Consider the following 16410-nt stretch of genomic DNA (forward strand, 5'->3'; position numbering starts at 1 on the left):
CGCAAATCCTCTCCTATCACAAACCTTTACTTGATTTTGATCAGTGGAGTAGTGCTTTTGTAGCGCCAGTAAAGATAAGGCAACAGTTACTGCGCTCAGCTAGAGAAAGGAGTTGAGCCTTTGCATTGGCATCAAAATTGTCGCTGGCAACCACGGCACTGGCATTGCCATTAGTAAGGGCACGAATTACCACTTCCATTTCATTGTGTTGATTAGATGGTTTTAGTTGTACCACCTTTTCACACTCCACATGATGCTTAACAAAATAGTCTCTCTCTGGCAGTTCAGTTTGGGCGGTAAATAGAACCCACTTAGGTGCTGCAGATGCCTTAGCGAGAAGGCTGAAAGAACTGTCACTCATAAGGTGATGAGCAAGATTAGTAGGGGTTGAATCATATGTGGTGTTGAAATGCATTACTGTATCTCCGTACATACTGTATGAATAAACAGTAATGCCTGTATGGATAAAGATCAAGCATTAAATATCGATTTTTTAAACAAAAAACCCAGCCTTAGGGCTGGGTCATGTTTGTGGGTTTGCTTGAAACCTTAGCGAACGCTGTCTCGGACGGACTTATTTTGATTAGCTATTAGCTCTTCTTGATTGTAGCGATTTACGTCTATGAGAGCCGTTTGCTTGCAGGTGTCACAGGTGTAGTTTGTGTATCCGTCTAGATAGGTGAGAGGCTCTACAAATGCGACTTTTTTACACCAGTCGCACGCAGCGAATTTTTTTTGCATGAAATCTTTACTCCGGCACTTAACAAATCTCAATTCAAGTAACGACTTCCTGTCGTCGCTATGAGATTAGAAAGGGTAAATTACATTCATGCAAAGCTAATGTTAATGTTTTGTGTAAGGGTTCGTGACCAAGGCACGTCGGTATGGCGTCTATTTGAGCAACTTGCGTTGGCTAGCGCCCTCAACCGGTCGACTCACTGATAAAGTACGGCCTTTTTTAAGTCCCACTTCATAGTCTTCAGTGATGTTTTTCATCGCTTCTTTAAGTTGTTTTTTGAAGGTCTCACGGTCGATGTTCTTGAACTCTTTATCTATGTAGTTCTTTATCTTGTTTTCGGAGTTGTCATCCGGCGCAATAGTTGGAAGCTTCTCCAGAGCACCTTCTATCCAACCAGAAAGGAAGGAGTTTACACGACGGGTCACCTCAGTTGAGGCAGTACCGGTTCCAGCAAAACTGTTACGGAAACGACCTGTGTGTTCATTCATCTCACGATAGACAACATCGAAGGCAAAGGCAGCAAAGATTGCACGATCAGCCTCACCGATAAACTCGGCGCGCTTAAGTCCTTTGTGATTAAGTAGCACAGCCTCTACTCCGAACTTGGTGTTAATGCCACGGATAATACGTAGAAGGTTATGACCAACATTACTCGGCAGTAGATGAGAGGATTGAGTCTTACCCATCTTGATAAACTCAATGTCATCCTTCTCTAGTCCGTATTTCAGCATCAAAGAATGCGCCATTTTAATGGCATTTGCGGCTTCATTGACGTTTGCTGAATTACCTAGTTCTAGACATTTCGCTATCTTTTTCAGGGCTTTATGTTTATTCATAGACTCTAACACTGCTCGAAAGGGGCACCTATTTTAGCGGTTTTCCTTGTCCGCATAAAGGACATTTTGTGATCTATGTATCAGGTGGTTTTGTAAGCGCTTGAAATCATGTAAAGTGTTGCGCAACGACTAAATATTCATTTCGAACATCGCTTAGATTCCAGTGAAGTTTTTGGCAGGAAGCATTATGTTACCAAGATTGGATCTTACTCCCTCTTTAAATGAAACCGTAAAAAGTTACCTTGAAGCCCTCGTTGAGCGTGGCTTTAGTGGTGATATTGAAACCAGTTATGCAAGCCGACTGGCTGTTGCAACTGACAACAGCGTCTATCAACAACTGCCGCAAGGTGTTGTCCACCCTAAAAGCTCGGAAGATGTTGAACTGCTGACTGCTCTTTGCAACGAAGAAGCTTTTCATAGCGTTCGTTTCTCTCCGCGAGGGGGCGGTACCGGTACTAACGGTCAGTCGCTCACTGAACACGTGGTGGTGGATTTCTCACGCCACATGAATCAACTGCTGGAGCTCAATGTTGAAGAGGGCTGGGTAAGGGTTCAAACGGGTATGGTGAAAGACCAATTGAACGACCTTGTACGAGCCCATGGGTTCTTCTTTTCTCCGGATCTATCCACCAGTAACCGCGCTACTATTGGCGGTATGATCAATACCGATGCCTCTGGGCAGGGCTCACTGCGCTACGGTAAAACCTCCGATCACGTTCTAGCGCTCAAAGCGGTGTTGGCTGATGGCTCTGTTCTTGACACAAGTAATCAGCACTCGAACCCTGAGGGCAGCTTTGCAGACAAGGCAGTGAAAACCACCTTCGAAATATGTAGCGAGTATCGACCTCAGATAGAAGATAAATTTCCGGACCTAAACCGTTTCCTCACCGGCTACGACCTTAAAAACGCTCTTGATGGCGAGCGCTTTGCTTCACATCGAGTTTTGTGTGGCTCCGAAGGCTCGCTAGGCTTTATCACCGAGGCGAAACTTAACCTTACTCCTATCCCTAAGAAGCGAGTATTAGTAAACGTCAAATACGACAGCTTCGATTCCGCACTGCGAAGCGCACCCATGATGGTTGAGGCGAACGCGCTTTCTGTTGAGACCATTGACTCTATCGTTCTAAATTTAGCCAAACAGGATATTGTCTGGCACACGGTCAGTGGGTTGATTACTGAAGTACCTGGGCAAGAGCTTTTGGGTATCAATGTGGTTGAATATGCTGGCGCTGATGAACAAGAGATTGAAGCCCAGATTAAAGAGTTGACCGCTAAGCTCGATCAGATGATTGCAGATAAGCAGGGCGGGGTGATTGGTTATCAAGTATGTAGTGACCTTGCTAGCATAGGCAAAATCTATGCGATGCGTAAGAAAGCGGTGGGTCTTCTTGGCGCAACCAAAGGGGCGGCTAAGCCTGTAGCCTTTGCTGAAGATACCTGCGTGCCACCTGAGAACCTAGCAGACTTTATTGTTGAGTTCCGAGAACTGCTCGACAGCCATAAACTGCATTATGGAATGTTTGGACATGTGGACGCGGGCGTACTGCATGTAAGACCAGCACTTGACCTATGTGACCCAGAGCAAGAAGCCTTGATGCACCAACTCTCAGATCAAGTTGTAGCTTTGGTGGCAAAATATGGTGGGTTGATGTGGGGTGAGCATGGTAAAGGTTTCCGCTCTGAGTACGGCCCTGAATTCTTTGGCGATGAGTTGTTTACTCAGCTAAGACGGGTTAAAGGGGCGTTTGATCCTCTCAATAAAATGAACCCAGGCAAGATCTGTACGCCGCTTACTTCTGAAGACGAGTTGGTGAAAGTTGCTGGGGTCAAGCGTGCGCATTTCGACCGTCAGATCCCCGTTACCGTGCGCGATAGTTTCAGCGGCGCAATGGAGTGTAATGGTAACGGCCTATGCTTTAACTACGATACCTCATCACCTATGTGTCCGTCGATGAAGGTACTTGCTGACCGCAGGCACTCTCCTAAAGGTCGCGCAGGTATTGTTCGTGAATGGCTGCGACAACTTTCAGAGCAGGGTTTAGATGTTCTCGATTTAGAGAGTAAGACTCTAGAAAGCAACGGCTCGCTAAAGGGCATGTTGGATAGGGTTCGTAATCGTCTCAACCAAAGACACGAATATGACTTTTCTCATGAAGTGTATGAGGCTATGCAAGGCTGTCTCGCGTGTAAGGCGTGTGCCACGCAGTGTCCTATTAAGGTTGATGTGCCGGACTTTAGAGCGCGCTTCCTAAATCTGTATCACTCTCGTTACCAAAGACCGCTGAAAGATTATTTTGTGGCAAATATCGAGAGCTTGCTTCCGGTCATGGCGACATCTCCCAAATTGGTCAATGGTGTATTGAATGCTAAATGGGTTCAATCTTTGGTGGCAAACTCGATCGGCTATCTAGACGCGCCATTGATGTCTTCGCCGACATTGAAATCACGCTTAAAGGCTCAGCAATTAGTCCCGTTTGATATGCAGAAATTGTCTGCTCTGAGTGAAGAGCAGAAACAGCAGCACTTGATCATAGTGCAAGACCCATTTACCAGTTATTACGATGCCAGTGTTGTGGATGATTTTGTATCTCTGGCGGTGAAACTGGGCTTTAAGCCGGTGATACTGCCATTTAAACCAAATGGTAAAGCGCAACACATCAAGGGTTTCTTGAAGAAGTTTAATGCGACCGCGAGCTCTACCGGGGAATTCTTACAACAGGTATCTAGCCTAAGCATACCTATGGTAGGGGTAGACCCAGCATTGGTGCTTTGCTATCGCGATGAGTATCGTCATCTAGACAAAGGTTTTGATTTTGATGTGCTGACCGTGCATGAGTGGCTACTGCCAAGGCTCGAGCGGTGTGGACCTATCAATTCAACAAAAGACAATACGCCTTGGTATCTGCTTGCGCACTGTACGGAAAAGACCATGCTGCCGAACGCTGAGAAGGAGTGGGGCGCTATCTTCGCTCATTTTGGTGGCAGCTTGCAGACGGTACCAGTAGGTTGCTGCGGCATGGCAGGCACCTTCGGTCACGAAGCGGACAAGTACCAATGGTCTAAAGATGTGTATGCCTTAAGTTGGAAGCCAAGACTTCAAGACCTTCCAAAAGAGCGTTGCCTAGTGACAGGCTATTCATGTCGAAGTCAGGTGAAGCGATTTGAGGGCGAGGCAGTGAAGCATCCGCTGCAGGCGCTGTTAGCCATCATCTAAAACGACAAAGGGTTGGCAATGGCCAACCCTTTTTCTATTTGGTGCTAATTTATTGCTTGGCTAGGAAGCTGGTTTTAGCGTTGTTGAACTTCTCAACATATGCACCCATCGCCTCACCATCCCAAGGGATAAGACCGCTGGCGATCATACGCTTGCTACCTGTACCTACGATCTCACCGTTAGCCTTGAACTCGAAGTTTAGGGTAACCACGCCGCGGCGACCTTTTACATCGAAGGTTGCGCTTGAAAGATCAACGTTAAGGTTTGATACATCGTACTTGGTGAACTCAAGCTTCATGCTCTCATAGATGATAAGAGGGCGCTTCGTATTGAACATCATCTGCTCTTGTTCCATCAAAGGAACCATGATGTGCGGGAAGTTCATACCAGAGAATTTCACATAACCACGAATTACTTCTTCGATAAGCTCGGCATTTTGACAGTTTTCACCCTCGCTATGCATACCAAGGTAAACCTTGTCGTTCGCATCCACTACCGCTTTGTTTTCTTCGCTTTCATGATTGATATGAAGCTCAGTACCTTCGGTAACCATGCCAGAAAACGTAAACTCCATTGAGCGAGAGATGCCTTCTTGTTGAAGCATTACCGCAAACAGAAGATCCCCAGGTACGCAGAAGCGAGAGTTGTCTTCGTCGTGGATAGGGTTGAAGTCGCCAGCGATGCCTTTTGCAAAGTTACTTGCTTGTGCTCGCGTGAAGTGGAACTGATTGTTTTCTTGAACAAAATAGGGAGTTAGAAACATAACCGCTTATTAAATTTATGTGTGACTAGCCAAAATTTTAAGGGAGTATATCAAACGCATAAATTTCAATGGTCTATCCAGTAACAATTGCTAGCAATTAAGATGTAATATTGGATGGTTACAGTAGGGAGGCGTTCGCTTTTTGCTCGATAAACCAGCTTGAAATACAAGCGTATTCGAGTGAATCTGTGATTGTTATTTTAAGGGATTTAGTTAAAATAACCCGCTTACTGTTCGAGGAGTCCAGTCACATCGGTAATTGTGATTGCCTTGAATAGAAATCATCTCGGCTTCGCTTTTCTAAGGCATTGAAAGGCGAGGGTATATTTTAAACATGTGTTACTGCGTGTGTAACACCACTGGAATAGGACAGACAATGCCTGTAATTACTCTTCCTGACGGCAGTCAGCGTCAATTTGACAACCCAGTTTCAACTCTAGAAGTCGCTCAATCAATTGGTCCAGGTCTTGCTAAAGCAACCATCGCAGGTCGTGTAAACGGCGAACGCTTTGATGCTTGCGATCTTATCGAGCAAGATGCTTCTCTTGAGATCATCACAAATAAAGACGAAGTAGACGGTCTAGAGATCGTTCGTCACTCGTGCGCACACCTACTAGGTCACGCTATCAAGCAACTTTATCCTGAAGCTAAGATGGCTATCGGTCCAACGATCGACAATGGCTTCTACTACGATATCGACCTTGAGCAGTCTCTAACGCAAGAAGATCTTGAAAAGATTGAAAAGCGCATGAAAGAGCTGGCGAAAACCAAGTATCAAGTAATCAAGAAAAAGGTTAGCTGGCAGGAAGCGCGAGACACTTTCGAAGCTCGCGGTGAAACCTACAAGATGGAAATCTTGGATGAGAACGTATCAAAAGATGATCGTCCGGGCCTTTACCATCACGAAGAATATGTAGACATGTGCCGTGGTCCTCACGTACCTCACATGGGCTTCTGCCAACACTTCACTATCCTGAATGTAGCAGGCGCATACTGGCGTGGTAACAGTGACAACAAGATGCTTCAGCGCATCTACGGTACTGCATTCCACGACAAGAAAGCTCTTAAAGCACACCTTACTCGCTTAGAAGAAGCGGCTAAGCGTGACCACCGTAAGATTGGTAAGCAGTTGGATCTATTCCACATGCAGCAAGAAGCACCGGGTATGGTGTTCTGGCACAACGACGGTTGGACTATCTATAAGACACTAGAAGGCTTCATCCGTGAGCAGCTAGTTAAGTTCGACTACGAAGAAGTACGTGCTCCGCTTATCCTTGACGTGAGCATGTGGGAAAAATCAGGTCACTGGGATAAGTACGGCGACATGATCTTCTCTACTGAGTCTGAGAAGCGCACTTACGCTGTTAAGCCAATGAACTGCCCAGGTCACCTACAGATCTTTAACCAAGGTTTGAAATCGTACCGTGACCTGCCATACCGTATGGCTGAGTTTGGTCTTGTTCACCGTAACGAGCCATCAGGTTCTCTACACGGTCTAATGCGTGTACGTTCATTTACTCAAGATGATGCGCACGTGTTCTGTACTGAAGAGCAGATCCTGCAAGAAGTATCTTCGTGCATCGAAATGGTGTTCGATACTTACAGCACATTCGGCTTTGAAAACGTTGATATCAAACTATCGACTCGTCCAGAGCAACGTGTAGGTTCAGATGAAATCTGGGACAAAGCAGAAAAAGCTCTAGAAGACGCGCTTAAAGCGAACAATCTAGACTTCGAGCTTCAGCCAGGTGAGGGTGCATTCTACGGTCCTAAGATCGAGTTCACTCTTTATGACTGTCTAGACCGTGCATGGCAGTGTGGTACTATCCAGCTAGACTTCTCTATGCCGGGTCGTCTTGGTGCTTCTTACGTTGGTGAAGACAACGAGCGTCATACTCCAGTAATGATTCACCGTGCGATTCTAGGTTCTCTAGAGCGCTTCATCGGTATTCTGATGGAAGACTACGCTGGCTTCTTCCCAACTTGGTTGGCTCCAACACAAGCTGTGATCATGAACATTACTGATAAACAATCGGAATATGTTCAAGAAGTTGTGCAAAAACTGCAAAAAAGTGGAATTAGAGCCAAAGCGGACTTGAGAAATGAGAAGATTGGCTTTAAAATCCGCGAACATACTTTAAAACGTGTACCGTACATGTTGGTAGTTGGTGACCAAGAAATGGAAGCTGGCGAAATCGCAGTACGTACTCGTAAGGGTAAAGACCTTGGTAAATTCAAAGTGGATGATTTTATTTCGTACATCCAAGCCGAGGTTTCAAGCCGTAAGCTCAATCTAGAGGAATAAGATTATTAAAGGTGGAAGACGTGGCCAACAACCGGCCAAACAAAACCAGCACCGTCTAAACGGTGAAATTCGTGGCGTTCGTGAAGTTCGTTTAACCGGCGCAGATGGTGAGTCAGTAGGTGTAGTATCTATCCAACAAGCTGTTGCTGCTGCTGAAGAAGCTGGTATGGATCTTGTTGAGATCAGCCCTAACGCCGAGCCACCAGTTTGTCGTGTGATGGACTATGGCAAATTCCTCTTTGAAAAGAGCAAAGCTGCTAAAGAGCAGAAGAAGAAGCAAAAGCAGATTCAGATTAAGGAAGTAAAATTCCGTCCTGGAACTGATATTGGAGACTATCAGGTAAAACTACGCAACCTGACGCGTTTCCTAGAAGACGGCAACAAAGTGAAGGTAACAATTCGCTTCCGTGGCCGCGAAATGGCACACCAAGAAATCGGTGTCGACGTTTTGAATCGTCTGAAAGAAGATACAGTGGATCTTGCTGTTGTTGAATCTTTCCCGACTCGAATCGAAGGCCGCCAGATGATCATGGTGCTAGCCCCTAAGAAGAAGTAATTAAAGGCTTTGCAAGTAATCTAACCTCGCTGCCTTAAGGGTGGCGGGGTTTCATTCGCCCTAATTACTATTGTTTAAACAACTCAACAATGCGGAGTTATTCATCATGCCTAAGATGAAAACCAACAAAGGTGCTGCTAAGCGTTTTAAGAAAACTGCTGGTGGTATTAAGTACAAGCACGCTACAAAACGTCACATCCTGACTAAGCGTACTACTAAGAACAAGCGTCAGCTACGTCCAAACGCTCTACTTCCTAAAGTTGAAGTAGCAGCAGTTGCTCGTATGATGCCATACGCTTAATTCTTTTTAGTTTATAATTCGTTTAGTTTAGGAGAAGCATAATGCCTCGCGTAAAACGTGGTGTACAAGCTCGTGCACGTCATAAGAAAGTTCTAAAACAAGCTAAAGGTTACTACGGTGCACGTTCACGTGTATATCGTGTAGCTTTCCAAGCAGTTACTAAAGCTGGTCAATACGCTTACCGTGACCGTCGCAACAAGAAACGTCAATTCCGTCAACTATGGATTGCACGTATCAATGCTGCATCTCGTCAAAATGGTCTATCTTACAGCCGTTTCATCAACGGTCTTAAGAAAGCATCTATCGAGATCGATCGTAAGATCCTTGCTGACATCGCGGTATTCGACAAAGCTGCATTCGCAGTTCTAGTTGAAAAAGCAAAAGCTGCTCTTTAATAGCAGTTGTCAGGTTTAAGAGAAAGGGGACCCTAGGGTTCCCTTTTTTATACCTAAAATATTCTTTTCCCTCACTTTTCTCTTCAAACCCATGACAAGTCGTCCGTTTCCCTGCTAGGTTAAAGCTCTAACCGAATTACGGGAGAACATGGATTGGTTCAAAAGCTTTTCTGGCAAGACCCTTATCTCACCTCAGTCACCGCACAAATCACCTCGATTGAGGAAGATGTGGTGCAGCTCGAACGCACCATTTTCTATGCCGAGTCCGGAGGGCAGGAGAGTGATGCTGGCACTATCGGCGGTATCCAAGTCCTCTTTGCACAAAAACACACAACTAAAATACTCTACCAATTAGCCGAGACTCCGAACTTTAAGGTTGGAGATGAGGTTGAAGTCGCAATCGAGTGGCCTAGGCGTTATGCACTAATGAAACTTCATTTTGCTGCTGAGGTTGTGCTCGAGCTTTTCACTACACTCTATCCCAAGCTAGATAAAATCGGCGCGCATATCTCACAAGACAAGAGCCGAATCGACTTTGCCTCAGATACCAATATAAAACCGCTACTTGCAGAAATAGAGTCCAAGGCGCAGGCCATTATCGAATCTGATAGCCTAATTAAAAGTGCTTTCTCTGATGAGGAGAATGAACGTAGATACTGGCAAGTGGATGGTTTTGCCAAGGTGCCTTGTGGTGGCACTCATCTTAAGCGCACCTCCGAGGTGGGTAAGATACGCCTCACGCGCAAGAATGTTGGTAAGGGCAAAGAGCGCGTCGAGATAAGGCTCGGAGGAGAACTAATATGCCAGTAGCGTTATGGGTTTTATTGTTTGTTGCTATCGTCCCTTATCTGCTAGCAGGGCTTGGCGGATACATGAAAATAAAACAACTGGGCCATTTGGATAATCGTCACCCTAGGGTACAAGCGCAATCAGCGACAGGTATTACAGCGCGTGTCATAGCTGCACAGTCTAATGCTTGGGAGGCGCTGGCCTTTTATGCAGCGGTTATCATGGTATGTGGTTTTAGTGGTGTGGATTGGGAGTTGTTGACCATTCCTGCTGTGATCTTTGGTATAACCCGAGTTATCCATCCAATTTTATATCTTATGAATATTGCGACCCTTCGCAGTATCACGGTTGTGGTAGGCGTGAGTGCCTGTATCTATATGATGAGTTTGGCGGTGTAGTATGTTTCGAGCAGTGATAGAACCGAATCTGGAATTGAGATTAGCTCATCCGAGAATATCCCCTGATTATTACTCTCTGGTTAAGCAGGATAGGAATTATCTGAGTGAGTGGCTTGCTTGGCCGCTCCATGCAGATGGCGAGGCGTTCTTTTCTGAGTTTTTTAAGAAGTCTTTAAACGATTATGCCAATAACAAGGCGATGGTGTGTGCCATTTTCTATGAGAACGAGCTAGTGGGTAACGTGTCGTTCAATTCCATATCATCTTCACTATCGAGTGTGGAGATAGGGTATTGGCTTGGCTTTGCACATCAAGGTAAAGGCATTATGAGTAAGTGTGTTTCTTACCTTATTCGCTATGCTTTTACCGAACTTGAGATGCATAAGGTGCAAATCTCAGCTGCGACTGAGAATAGACCGAGTCGCGCACTGTGTGAGAGGCTAGGAATGTCCCTAGAGGGAGTCATAACTCGGGCAGAGAATCTAAATGGAAGAGTGGTGGACCACGCTATCTATGGTCTTAGCCGAGAAGAATGGAAGAATAAGGAGCAGATGTGAATCAAGTTCTGGTAGATGTAAATTGGCTCGCCGAGCATAAAGAAGAAGTGATTTTGTTAGATGCCTTTATGTTGAAGGTAGTGGGTAAGGAGCCGATTGAATATGATAAGTTAACTACTATACCGGGGGCACTTGCATTCGATATAGAAACCGACTTTTGCGACCTCGATTCAACCCAGCTGCATGCTATGCCAACACCAGAGCAATTTACGCAGAAGGTACGTGAGCTTGGGATTAACAAAAACTCAAGCGTGGTTATTTTTGACAACCAAGGTATCTACAGTGCGCCTCGAGCTTGGTGGACCTTCAGGTTAATGGGATTTGATAAGGTTGCAGTGCTCGATGGTGGTTTACCGGCTTGGATTGACGCAGGTTTTGATGTCGCACATGAGTTTGAAGTACCGGCCAATTTGGGTGATTTTGAAGCTAAACCAATCCAAACATTGGTGTGTGATGCCCAAGATGTGGTGAGCAATATAGAGACTAAACAGGCAAAAGTGTTAGATGCGCGCGGTGCGCCTCGATTTAATGCTGAGGTAGCTGAACCAAGGCCCGGTGTACGAGCAGGTCATATTCCTGGCTCTCAGAACCTACCTTTTGCTAGCTTGATGGATGGAGAGTGCTTTAAAGCTTTACCCGAGTTAAAGAAAAGTTTTTCCAATCTAGGGCTAGATGACGGTGATGCACTGATCATGTCGTGTGGCTCTGGCATAACCGCCTGCATCTTGATCTTGGCGGCTCACGTATGTGGCCTCACAGACACCAAGCTGTATGACGGCTCGTGGGCAGAGTGGGGCAGTGACGAATCACTGCCAGTAGAAGTTTAGAGCTCTGGCTCGATTCTATACACCTTGCCACTGTCGGTGGTGAAGTAGATAAGATCGTCGGGAGAGACCTGAATATCACGAATTCGCTCTCCCAGATCCTCAAATAGGCGCTCTTTTTCGTTGAGATTACTACCTGTGATTTCCACTACATTGATGTGGGTGAGCTTTAGGGCTCCTGCGAGAAGTTTGCCATTGAGCTTTGGATAGTTCTTACCACGATAAAGCACCATACCGCTCGGTGCGATGGATGGTACGTAGACCAATTTTGGTGATTCGATGCCTTCCATATGCTCAGCATCTCCTACCTTCAAAGGTCCCCAATATTCTTTACCGTGTGATGTGATAGGCCAGCCATAGTTGGCGCCTTTTTGGATCAGGTTGATCTCATCACCGCCACGAGGGCCGTGCTCGATAGCCCACAGCTGGCCAGTTTGTTTATCAAAGGTAATGCCTTGCGGATTTCTATGTCCATAACTCCAGATGCTATCTAGCCCATCCTTTGTTTTGGCGAATGGATTGTCTTTTGGTGAGTTACCATCACCGTTTAATCGCAGTATGCTGCCAGAGTCCAGCTGGAGGTCTTGCCCATTATCTCGGGTTCCTCTATCGCCGATGGAGAAGTAGATATGGTCGTTTTCATCGATGGCGATACGGCTACCGAAGTGACGACCGGAGCTAGAGCGGGTATTAGAAACGTAAAGTTCTTTGAAGTCGGTTACTTCACCGCCTTGGTAGTGAAAGCTAGCTAGGGTCGTTTTTGGACCCGACGAGGTTTCCTTGGAGTAGGTGAGATAGATGGTTTGTGGGTGCTTTGGATGAATAGCGAGATCCATTAATCCGCCTTGTCCTGACGCCTCAACGTTGTCGGGCTTAAACAGTGCCTGTTTGCTTCCTGAGTCAAGATTGAGTTCGACGATTGAGCCGTTGCGTTCGCTGATAAGGGCGGTATTTTTATCCACAAACTCAATAGACCAAGGTATTGAAAGACCGCTGCCTATTTGTGTTAGCTCGTAGCCTTGCGCTGCAAAGGAGCTTAACCCCAAAATACCCAGTAGACTCAATTTATTCAGTTTCACTCTAATTTCTCCTGTCGACCAACCCTGTCTCCACACCGCTCAAAAAGGGTTATCCAATATTGCGCATGGTTTACGCTGGCGACCTTATAGTCCTTGTATGCATTTAGTATAGGGTGTTGAAGGTGCTCCGGTAGGTTTTTTGTATATAAAACAGAAAGATAAGGTGAAAGGGTTTGGTAGGCAGAATTTAAGTCTGCGAGGTATGGCTGTATCTCGGCTATGTAATAGGTGTAGAACACATTCTTGAGGCGCTGATAACGAGTGGGGTCTCTATTGAGGCCACAAAAAACCTCGTGGTCGTGTGCCTTAAGCTGGGCAGTAGTCACACTTAGGTAATAACTAGATTCTTGCAGCGCTTTGGTGATGCGACCCATTTGATCAAACTTTTCTACTTCCTCTTGCAATGAGAGGATAGAAAACCCTTGCATCAAATCTCCTTGTTGATGCATCTGATTTAATTGATTGTGCTCTTTTAATGTGTCTCTTAATGCAATTAAACCTCTATTACTTTCCTTGCTGTACCATAGGTTAGAGTAGGCATTGGCATACATGGCATCACTGGTATAGAGGGTGTTGCTTATATGGATAGGGAGCTCCTGCCACTTGGCTTGATAGATCTGATACACCTCACTAGCAAAGTCAGCGTCGAGTTCGTTCGAGTCGATACACTCCTTTAAACCAGACAAGAGATTCACCTGATATTCGAGGTTACGAAACTGGTCTTGTACCTTTCCTAGCACGGTATTTCGTTCTGCTATCAAAGACAACAGTTGGCACTCAGATAGCTGTAATGAATCCATCAATCCAACGCTATGTCGAGGTGGTTCTATGTATAGATCTCGCTTTCGAGGGTATTCATGACGAGGTAAATCTAGGGCAGGGCTTTGTTGCTGCTGAACGTTACTGATGCGTTGCAGATAGTCTTCAAATTTATCTTCTACTGTCACAGGCTCGCAGCCAGTGAGCAAAAGAAAAACTATCACTAAATACCGTTTCAACATATTGCTCCGAGTTACACGACCTCAGTTCATACGTACTATTGGCTCGAATGAGTTAAGTCATTCGAGCCGTGTTTTAGACGTTGGAATAGCCAACCGATCGCCACTAGACAGAGCCCCAAACCTAAGAAAGAGAACGCGCGTAACAGCCCGGTCAGCTCAGACATATCCACAACAAAAGCCTTTAAAATCACCACAAACATCAATCCAAAGCCAATTTGATGCGCCAATTTGCTGGTATGGATTTGTGACCAAACGATAGTAGCGGCGGCAATAACAAGCCAAACCACCGAGTAGGTATAGAGCTCTGCTTCTTGAATGCCAAAATCAATCCCGATGTAGCCGTCATGATAAAAGTGGCGAATAACGGCATTAACGCTGCCAATTGCGAATAGGCCGGCTAATACTCGAATTCCTTGAACCAGACGTGTTTCAAATATTCTTAGCTTCAATGCAGTGGCTAAGATGACAGTCGGCAAGATCCACATAGGGGTGATCCAGTTGATAACAAGCATCTGGCCTAGATCTTGGTTAGTGAATAAGGGGTTGAATCGCACTAGAAGAATTAAGTGCAAGCTAATTGATGCGATGAGCAGGGCATAGCCGAATACACGATAGAGATGTGAAACCAAGTTATGTTGGGTTAGAGGGGCTCGATAGAGGTATACACACCCAAGGATCAGATAGTTGAGCGCTAGGAGCACACACTCTTGATAGCTAAAGTTAAAAAGAGAGGGGTAGTCACCAATCAAAAGGTAACTGGACTCAGTGGTAACAAACAGAGCCAAGAGGTGCATTCTTGCGCCGGATAACCATGGCTCTAATGATGGCCTTTCAAATAGCTTGGAGGCTAGCAATACAAGCCCAAAGCAAGCCGGGTAGATAACCAGAGTCCAGTGAATGCCGAGTATGGTTTCCGACTCGTAGGGTGATAGCCAAGGTGCGGTCGTGAGACGGGTGAGAATGACAACTAGTACAGCTTGGATCAACCAGCTTGGCGCTGAGAATTTGAATCTGCGACTCCAGTAAGCCAGTGATACCAACTGAGCGGTAAGAGCCAAGGTTAAGGTTCCTGCCTCGAGCAGCATAGTAAAGATCAAACTCAAGTTAGCATTTGCCAAAAGCCAACCCGAGACTTGAATATGTGGCTGCTGATAGCGCTTGGTGATCATGACCGCTATCGCGCCAAATAGAGCGAGCTCTGCAGCCCAAAGTGGATATGACGACTCTGAAATTTCAGCAGGTGTCAGAACGTAGGTAATTGCGAATAGCAGTGGAATCGAGACCCCAAGCAGCAGAGAGAAAGCAGGTCTTGTTGGGAGCTTATAGTGCATCAGTAGCGCATAGGCAAAGAAGATAACCCCACTGACCTGAGTGAACAGGTGCGCGCCTGTGTACATAAACAGAATATCCGTTTTGTCTGTGGAGGATACCTGCATAGCAAGGGTCGAGAGATTGAGTATTAGCGCCAAAATGGGCCAGCTATCAAAGGCGGAATGACGGTAAGATGCCCAAAACAGCAATGCGGTGAAAACCAAACTGTAGGCGACTAATTCTGGTTGGTATCCCCAAATAGCATAATAAATCCAGATAGGCGGGATCGCGCAAAGTACCCCTGCCTGCTCTTTGCGGGGCATAAGCAGAACCTTGAGTGGCAATGGCTTCTGATTTTGGCTGTCTAGGCGCCAACCCATTACTGGGCTGAGGGTGAACAGGTACAGCGAGGCAAGGCTAAATGAAAGCAGCACTGCAACCTCGTTGCCACTCTTAGAAAGAAATATCGCCAACAGCAGATAGCTGAAGTGTCCAAGAAAACTCAATTGCCAAAGATAGCGGTTGCTGACCTTAGAGGTTATGTAGATGGCAGAGCTACTGATAAAGGTGACGAATAGCGAAAGCTCTAAAAGCGTCAGTTCATTGGACCAAAATAGCGCCGGTACTGCATATGATCCTATTACACCAATAAAGGCGACGATTGGGCCGAACCTAAGCGCCATGAAGGTCGCGACACTGGTGACGAGTAAAGTGACAAACAGCGCGGGAGTGGGCGGAATAAATTTATAGTAATGAGTTGAGACCACCATCATAGAAAAGCAGGTGATAATACCGGCTGATCCTAGGGCTGCGCTTACTTGGGTCGACTGTATATTGAATCGCTCGGGATTACGCATCAGATATTCGGCAATGGCGAGCAAACAAATGCCAAATGTGAAACCTAATAGAACTCTGGCTTCAGCAGAGATAAGACCGGCCTCAATAGCATACTTAGCTAAGAACACACCACCTAGAGCAAGAACGAAACCACCTAGCCAAAGTAAGCTATTGCTGGATATTTTCTCTAAGAGCTTCTTGAAGGGTTTACCCAGTTCAGACCAGAGGGTAGTGCTCTTGTCGACTTGTTCAGGTTGCCAAAGCTGTGCTTGTTGTTCCTTGCTATCCCGCGCCTCGAATTCTGTAACTTCGCTTGTTTCTACCTGCGACGCGCCCTGATATTCAGCCACCTTCTTCAGTGCCAACTGCAATTTAAGGTCTTCCACCTCCGTCTCGAGCTGAGATAGGCGTTTTAGAATCTGCCTCCCCCCAATAAATATCAGGATAAGCAAGAGGATATAAACTAATTCGAGACTGTTTGAGAGCATACCTAGGTCCGTGGCTTT

General features: G+C 45.9%; 16 protein-coding genes. 9 read left to right on the forward strand and 7 right to left on the reverse strand.

Features of this window, described 5'->3' with window-relative positions:
* Positions 1 to 40: 40 nt before the first annotated feature.
* The 3 genes from Pcarn_RS05835 to Pcarn_RS05845 all read right to left on the reverse strand — a co-directional run bounded on the left by Pcarn_RS05835 (position 41) and on the right by Pcarn_RS05845 (position 1575).
* Entirely contained in the window at positions 41 to 415 is a 375-nt protein-coding gene (locus tag Pcarn_RS05835; RefSeq protein ID WP_261835444.1) for a SulA-like leucine-rich domain-containing protein, read from the reverse strand.
* Positions 416 to 549: 134 nt separating this feature from the next.
* Positions 550 to 741 (reverse strand): hypothetical protein, encoded by a 192-nt coding sequence (locus tag Pcarn_RS05840; RefSeq protein ID WP_261835445.1) that lies wholly within the window; start codon positions 739 to 741, stop codon positions 550 to 552.
* 150 nt (positions 742 to 891) lie between these two features.
* The gene (locus Pcarn_RS05845; RefSeq protein WP_261835446.1) at positions 892 to 1575 is read right to left on the reverse strand and encodes a DUF2786 domain-containing protein; all 684 of its coding nucleotides are present in this window, start codon (positions 1573 to 1575) and stop codon (positions 892 to 894) included.
* A gap of 187 nt (positions 1576 to 1762) precedes the next feature.
* Here Pcarn_RS05845 and ydiJ point away from each other — a divergent pair, with 187 nt between their 5' ends.
* Positions 1763 to 4789, forward strand: a complete 3027-nt coding sequence (ydiJ, locus tag Pcarn_RS05850) for a D-2-hydroxyglutarate dehydrogenase YdiJ (RefSeq protein ID WP_261835447.1) — start codon at positions 1763 to 1765, stop codon at positions 4787 to 4789.
* Positions 4790 to 4838: 49 nt separating this feature from the next.
* Here ydiJ and Pcarn_RS05855 read toward each other — a convergent pair whose 3' ends face one another.
* Positions 4839 to 5552: a DUF3581 domain-containing protein gene (locus Pcarn_RS05855; protein ID WP_261835448.1), complete on the reverse strand. Its 714-nt coding sequence runs from the start codon at positions 5550 to 5552 to the stop codon at positions 4839 to 4841.
* Between the two features lie 376 nt (positions 5553 to 5928).
* Here Pcarn_RS05855 and thrS point away from each other — a divergent pair, with 376 nt between their 5' ends.
* The 8 genes from thrS to Pcarn_RS05895 all read left to right on the forward strand — a co-directional run bounded on the left by thrS (position 5929) and on the right by Pcarn_RS05895 (position 11679).
* Positions 5929 to 7857: a threonine--tRNA ligase gene (thrS, locus tag Pcarn_RS05860; RefSeq protein ID WP_261835449.1), complete on the forward strand. Its 1929-nt coding sequence runs from the start codon at positions 5929 to 5931 to the stop codon at positions 7855 to 7857.
* Positions 7858 to 7861: 4 nt separating this feature from the next.
* On the forward strand, positions 7862 to 8413 hold the full coding sequence (gene infC / locus Pcarn_RS05865) for a translation initiation factor IF-3 (protein WP_261835644.1): 552 nt from the start codon (positions 7862 to 7864) through the stop codon (positions 8411 to 8413).
* A 106-nt stretch (positions 8414 to 8519) separates the two neighbouring features.
* On the forward strand, positions 8520 to 8714 hold the full coding sequence (rpmI, locus tag Pcarn_RS05870) for a 50S ribosomal protein L35 (RefSeq protein WP_038201401.1): 195 nt from the start codon (positions 8520 to 8522) through the stop codon (positions 8712 to 8714).
* A gap of 41 nt (positions 8715 to 8755) precedes the next feature.
* A complete protein-coding gene (gene rplT, locus Pcarn_RS05875; RefSeq protein ID WP_004401084.1) occupies positions 8756 to 9109 on the forward strand; it encodes a 50S ribosomal protein L20 in 354 nt (117 codons plus the stop codon).
* Positions 9110 to 9262: 153 nt separating this feature from the next.
* Positions 9263 to 9919 carry an alanyl-tRNA editing protein gene (locus Pcarn_RS05880; RefSeq protein ID WP_261835450.1) on the forward strand — a complete coding sequence of 219 codons (657 nt, stop codon included), beginning with the start codon at positions 9263 to 9265 and terminating at the stop codon, positions 9917 to 9919.
* Positions 9910 to 10296 carry an MAPEG family protein gene (locus tag Pcarn_RS05885; protein WP_261835451.1) on the forward strand — a complete coding sequence of 129 codons (387 nt, stop codon included), beginning with the start codon at positions 9910 to 9912 and terminating at the stop codon, positions 10294 to 10296. The genes Pcarn_RS05880 and Pcarn_RS05885 overlap by 10 nt, the downstream gene beginning before the upstream one ends.
* A 1-nt stretch (position 10297) precedes the next feature.
* Entirely contained in the window at positions 10298 to 10852 is a 555-nt protein-coding gene (locus Pcarn_RS05890) for a GNAT family N-acetyltransferase (RefSeq protein ID WP_261835452.1), read from the forward strand.
* Complete coding sequence (locus Pcarn_RS05895; RefSeq protein WP_261835453.1) at positions 10849 to 11679, forward strand: sulfurtransferase; 831 nt, start codon at positions 10849 to 10851, stop codon at positions 11677 to 11679. Before Pcarn_RS05890 ends, Pcarn_RS05895 begins: the two co-directional genes overlap by 4 nt.
* Here Pcarn_RS05895 and Pcarn_RS05900 read toward each other — a convergent pair.
* From Pcarn_RS05900 to Pcarn_RS05910, 3 genes are read right to left on the reverse strand one after another with little or no spacing between them, the layout of a single operon-like run.
* Positions 11676 to 12755, reverse strand: a complete 1080-nt coding sequence (locus tag Pcarn_RS05900; RefSeq protein ID WP_261835454.1) for a PQQ-dependent sugar dehydrogenase — start codon at positions 12753 to 12755, stop codon at positions 11676 to 11678. The two genes, Pcarn_RS05895 and Pcarn_RS05900, sit on opposite strands and share 4 nt — an antisense overlap.
* The gene (locus Pcarn_RS05905) at positions 12752 to 13738 is read right to left on the reverse strand and encodes a DUF3080 domain-containing protein (RefSeq protein ID WP_261835455.1); all 987 of its coding nucleotides are present in this window, start codon (positions 13736 to 13738) and stop codon (positions 12752 to 12754) included. Before Pcarn_RS05905 ends, Pcarn_RS05900 begins: the two co-directional genes overlap by 4 nt.
* A 53-nt stretch (positions 13739 to 13791) precedes the next feature.
* Positions 13792 to 16392 carry a DUF2339 domain-containing protein gene (locus Pcarn_RS05910; protein WP_261835456.1) on the reverse strand — a complete coding sequence of 867 codons (2601 nt, stop codon included), beginning with the start codon at positions 16390 to 16392 and terminating at the stop codon, positions 13792 to 13794.
* Between the last annotated feature and the right edge of the window lie 18 nt (positions 16393 to 16410).

Source organism: Vibrio ishigakensis (genome assembly GCF_024347675.1).
GTDB lineage: Bacteria > Pseudomonadota > Gammaproteobacteria > Enterobacterales > Vibrionaceae > Vibrio > Vibrio ishigakensis.

What these genes read in the sequence shown, in the direction of transcription:
- Pcarn_RS05885 (WP_261835451.1), top strand. Translation starts at nt 9,910, where the DNA reads ATGCCAGTAGCGTTATGGGTTTTATTGTTTGTTGCTATCGTCCCTTAT.
- ydiJ (WP_261835447.1), top strand. Translation starts at nt 1,763, where the DNA reads ATGTTACCAAGATTGGATCTTACTCCCTCTTTAAATGAAACCGTAAAA.
- Pcarn_RS05910 (WP_261835456.1), bottom strand. Translation starts at nt 16,392, where the DNA reads ATGCTCTCAAACAGTCTCGAATTAGTTTATATCCTCTTGCTTATCCTG.
- Pcarn_RS05835 (WP_261835444.1), bottom strand. Translation starts at nt 415, where the DNA reads ATGCATTTCAACACCACATATGATTCAACCCCTACTAATCTTGCTCAT.
- thrS (WP_261835449.1), top strand. Translation starts at nt 5,929, where the DNA reads ATGCCTGTAATTACTCTTCCTGACGGCAGTCAGCGTCAATTTGACAAC.
- Pcarn_RS05840 (WP_261835445.1), bottom strand. Translation starts at nt 741, where the DNA reads ATGCAAAAAAAATTCGCTGCGTGCGACTGGTGTAAAAAAGTCGCATTT.
- Pcarn_RS05855 (WP_261835448.1), bottom strand. Translation starts at nt 5,552, where the DNA reads ATGTTTCTAACTCCCTATTTTGTTCAAGAAAACAATCAGTTCCACTTC.
- rplT (WP_004401084.1), top strand. Translation starts at nt 8,756, where the DNA reads ATGCCTCGCGTAAAACGTGGTGTACAAGCTCGTGCACGTCATAAGAAA.
- Pcarn_RS05890 (WP_261835452.1), top strand. Translation starts at nt 10,298, where the DNA reads ATGTTTCGAGCAGTGATAGAACCGAATCTGGAATTGAGATTAGCTCAT.
- rpmI (WP_038201401.1), top strand. Translation starts at nt 8,520, where the DNA reads ATGCCTAAGATGAAAACCAACAAAGGTGCTGCTAAGCGTTTTAAGAAA.
- Pcarn_RS05845 (WP_261835446.1), bottom strand. Translation starts at nt 1,575, where the DNA reads ATGAATAAACATAAAGCCCTGAAAAAGATAGCGAAATGTCTAGAACTA.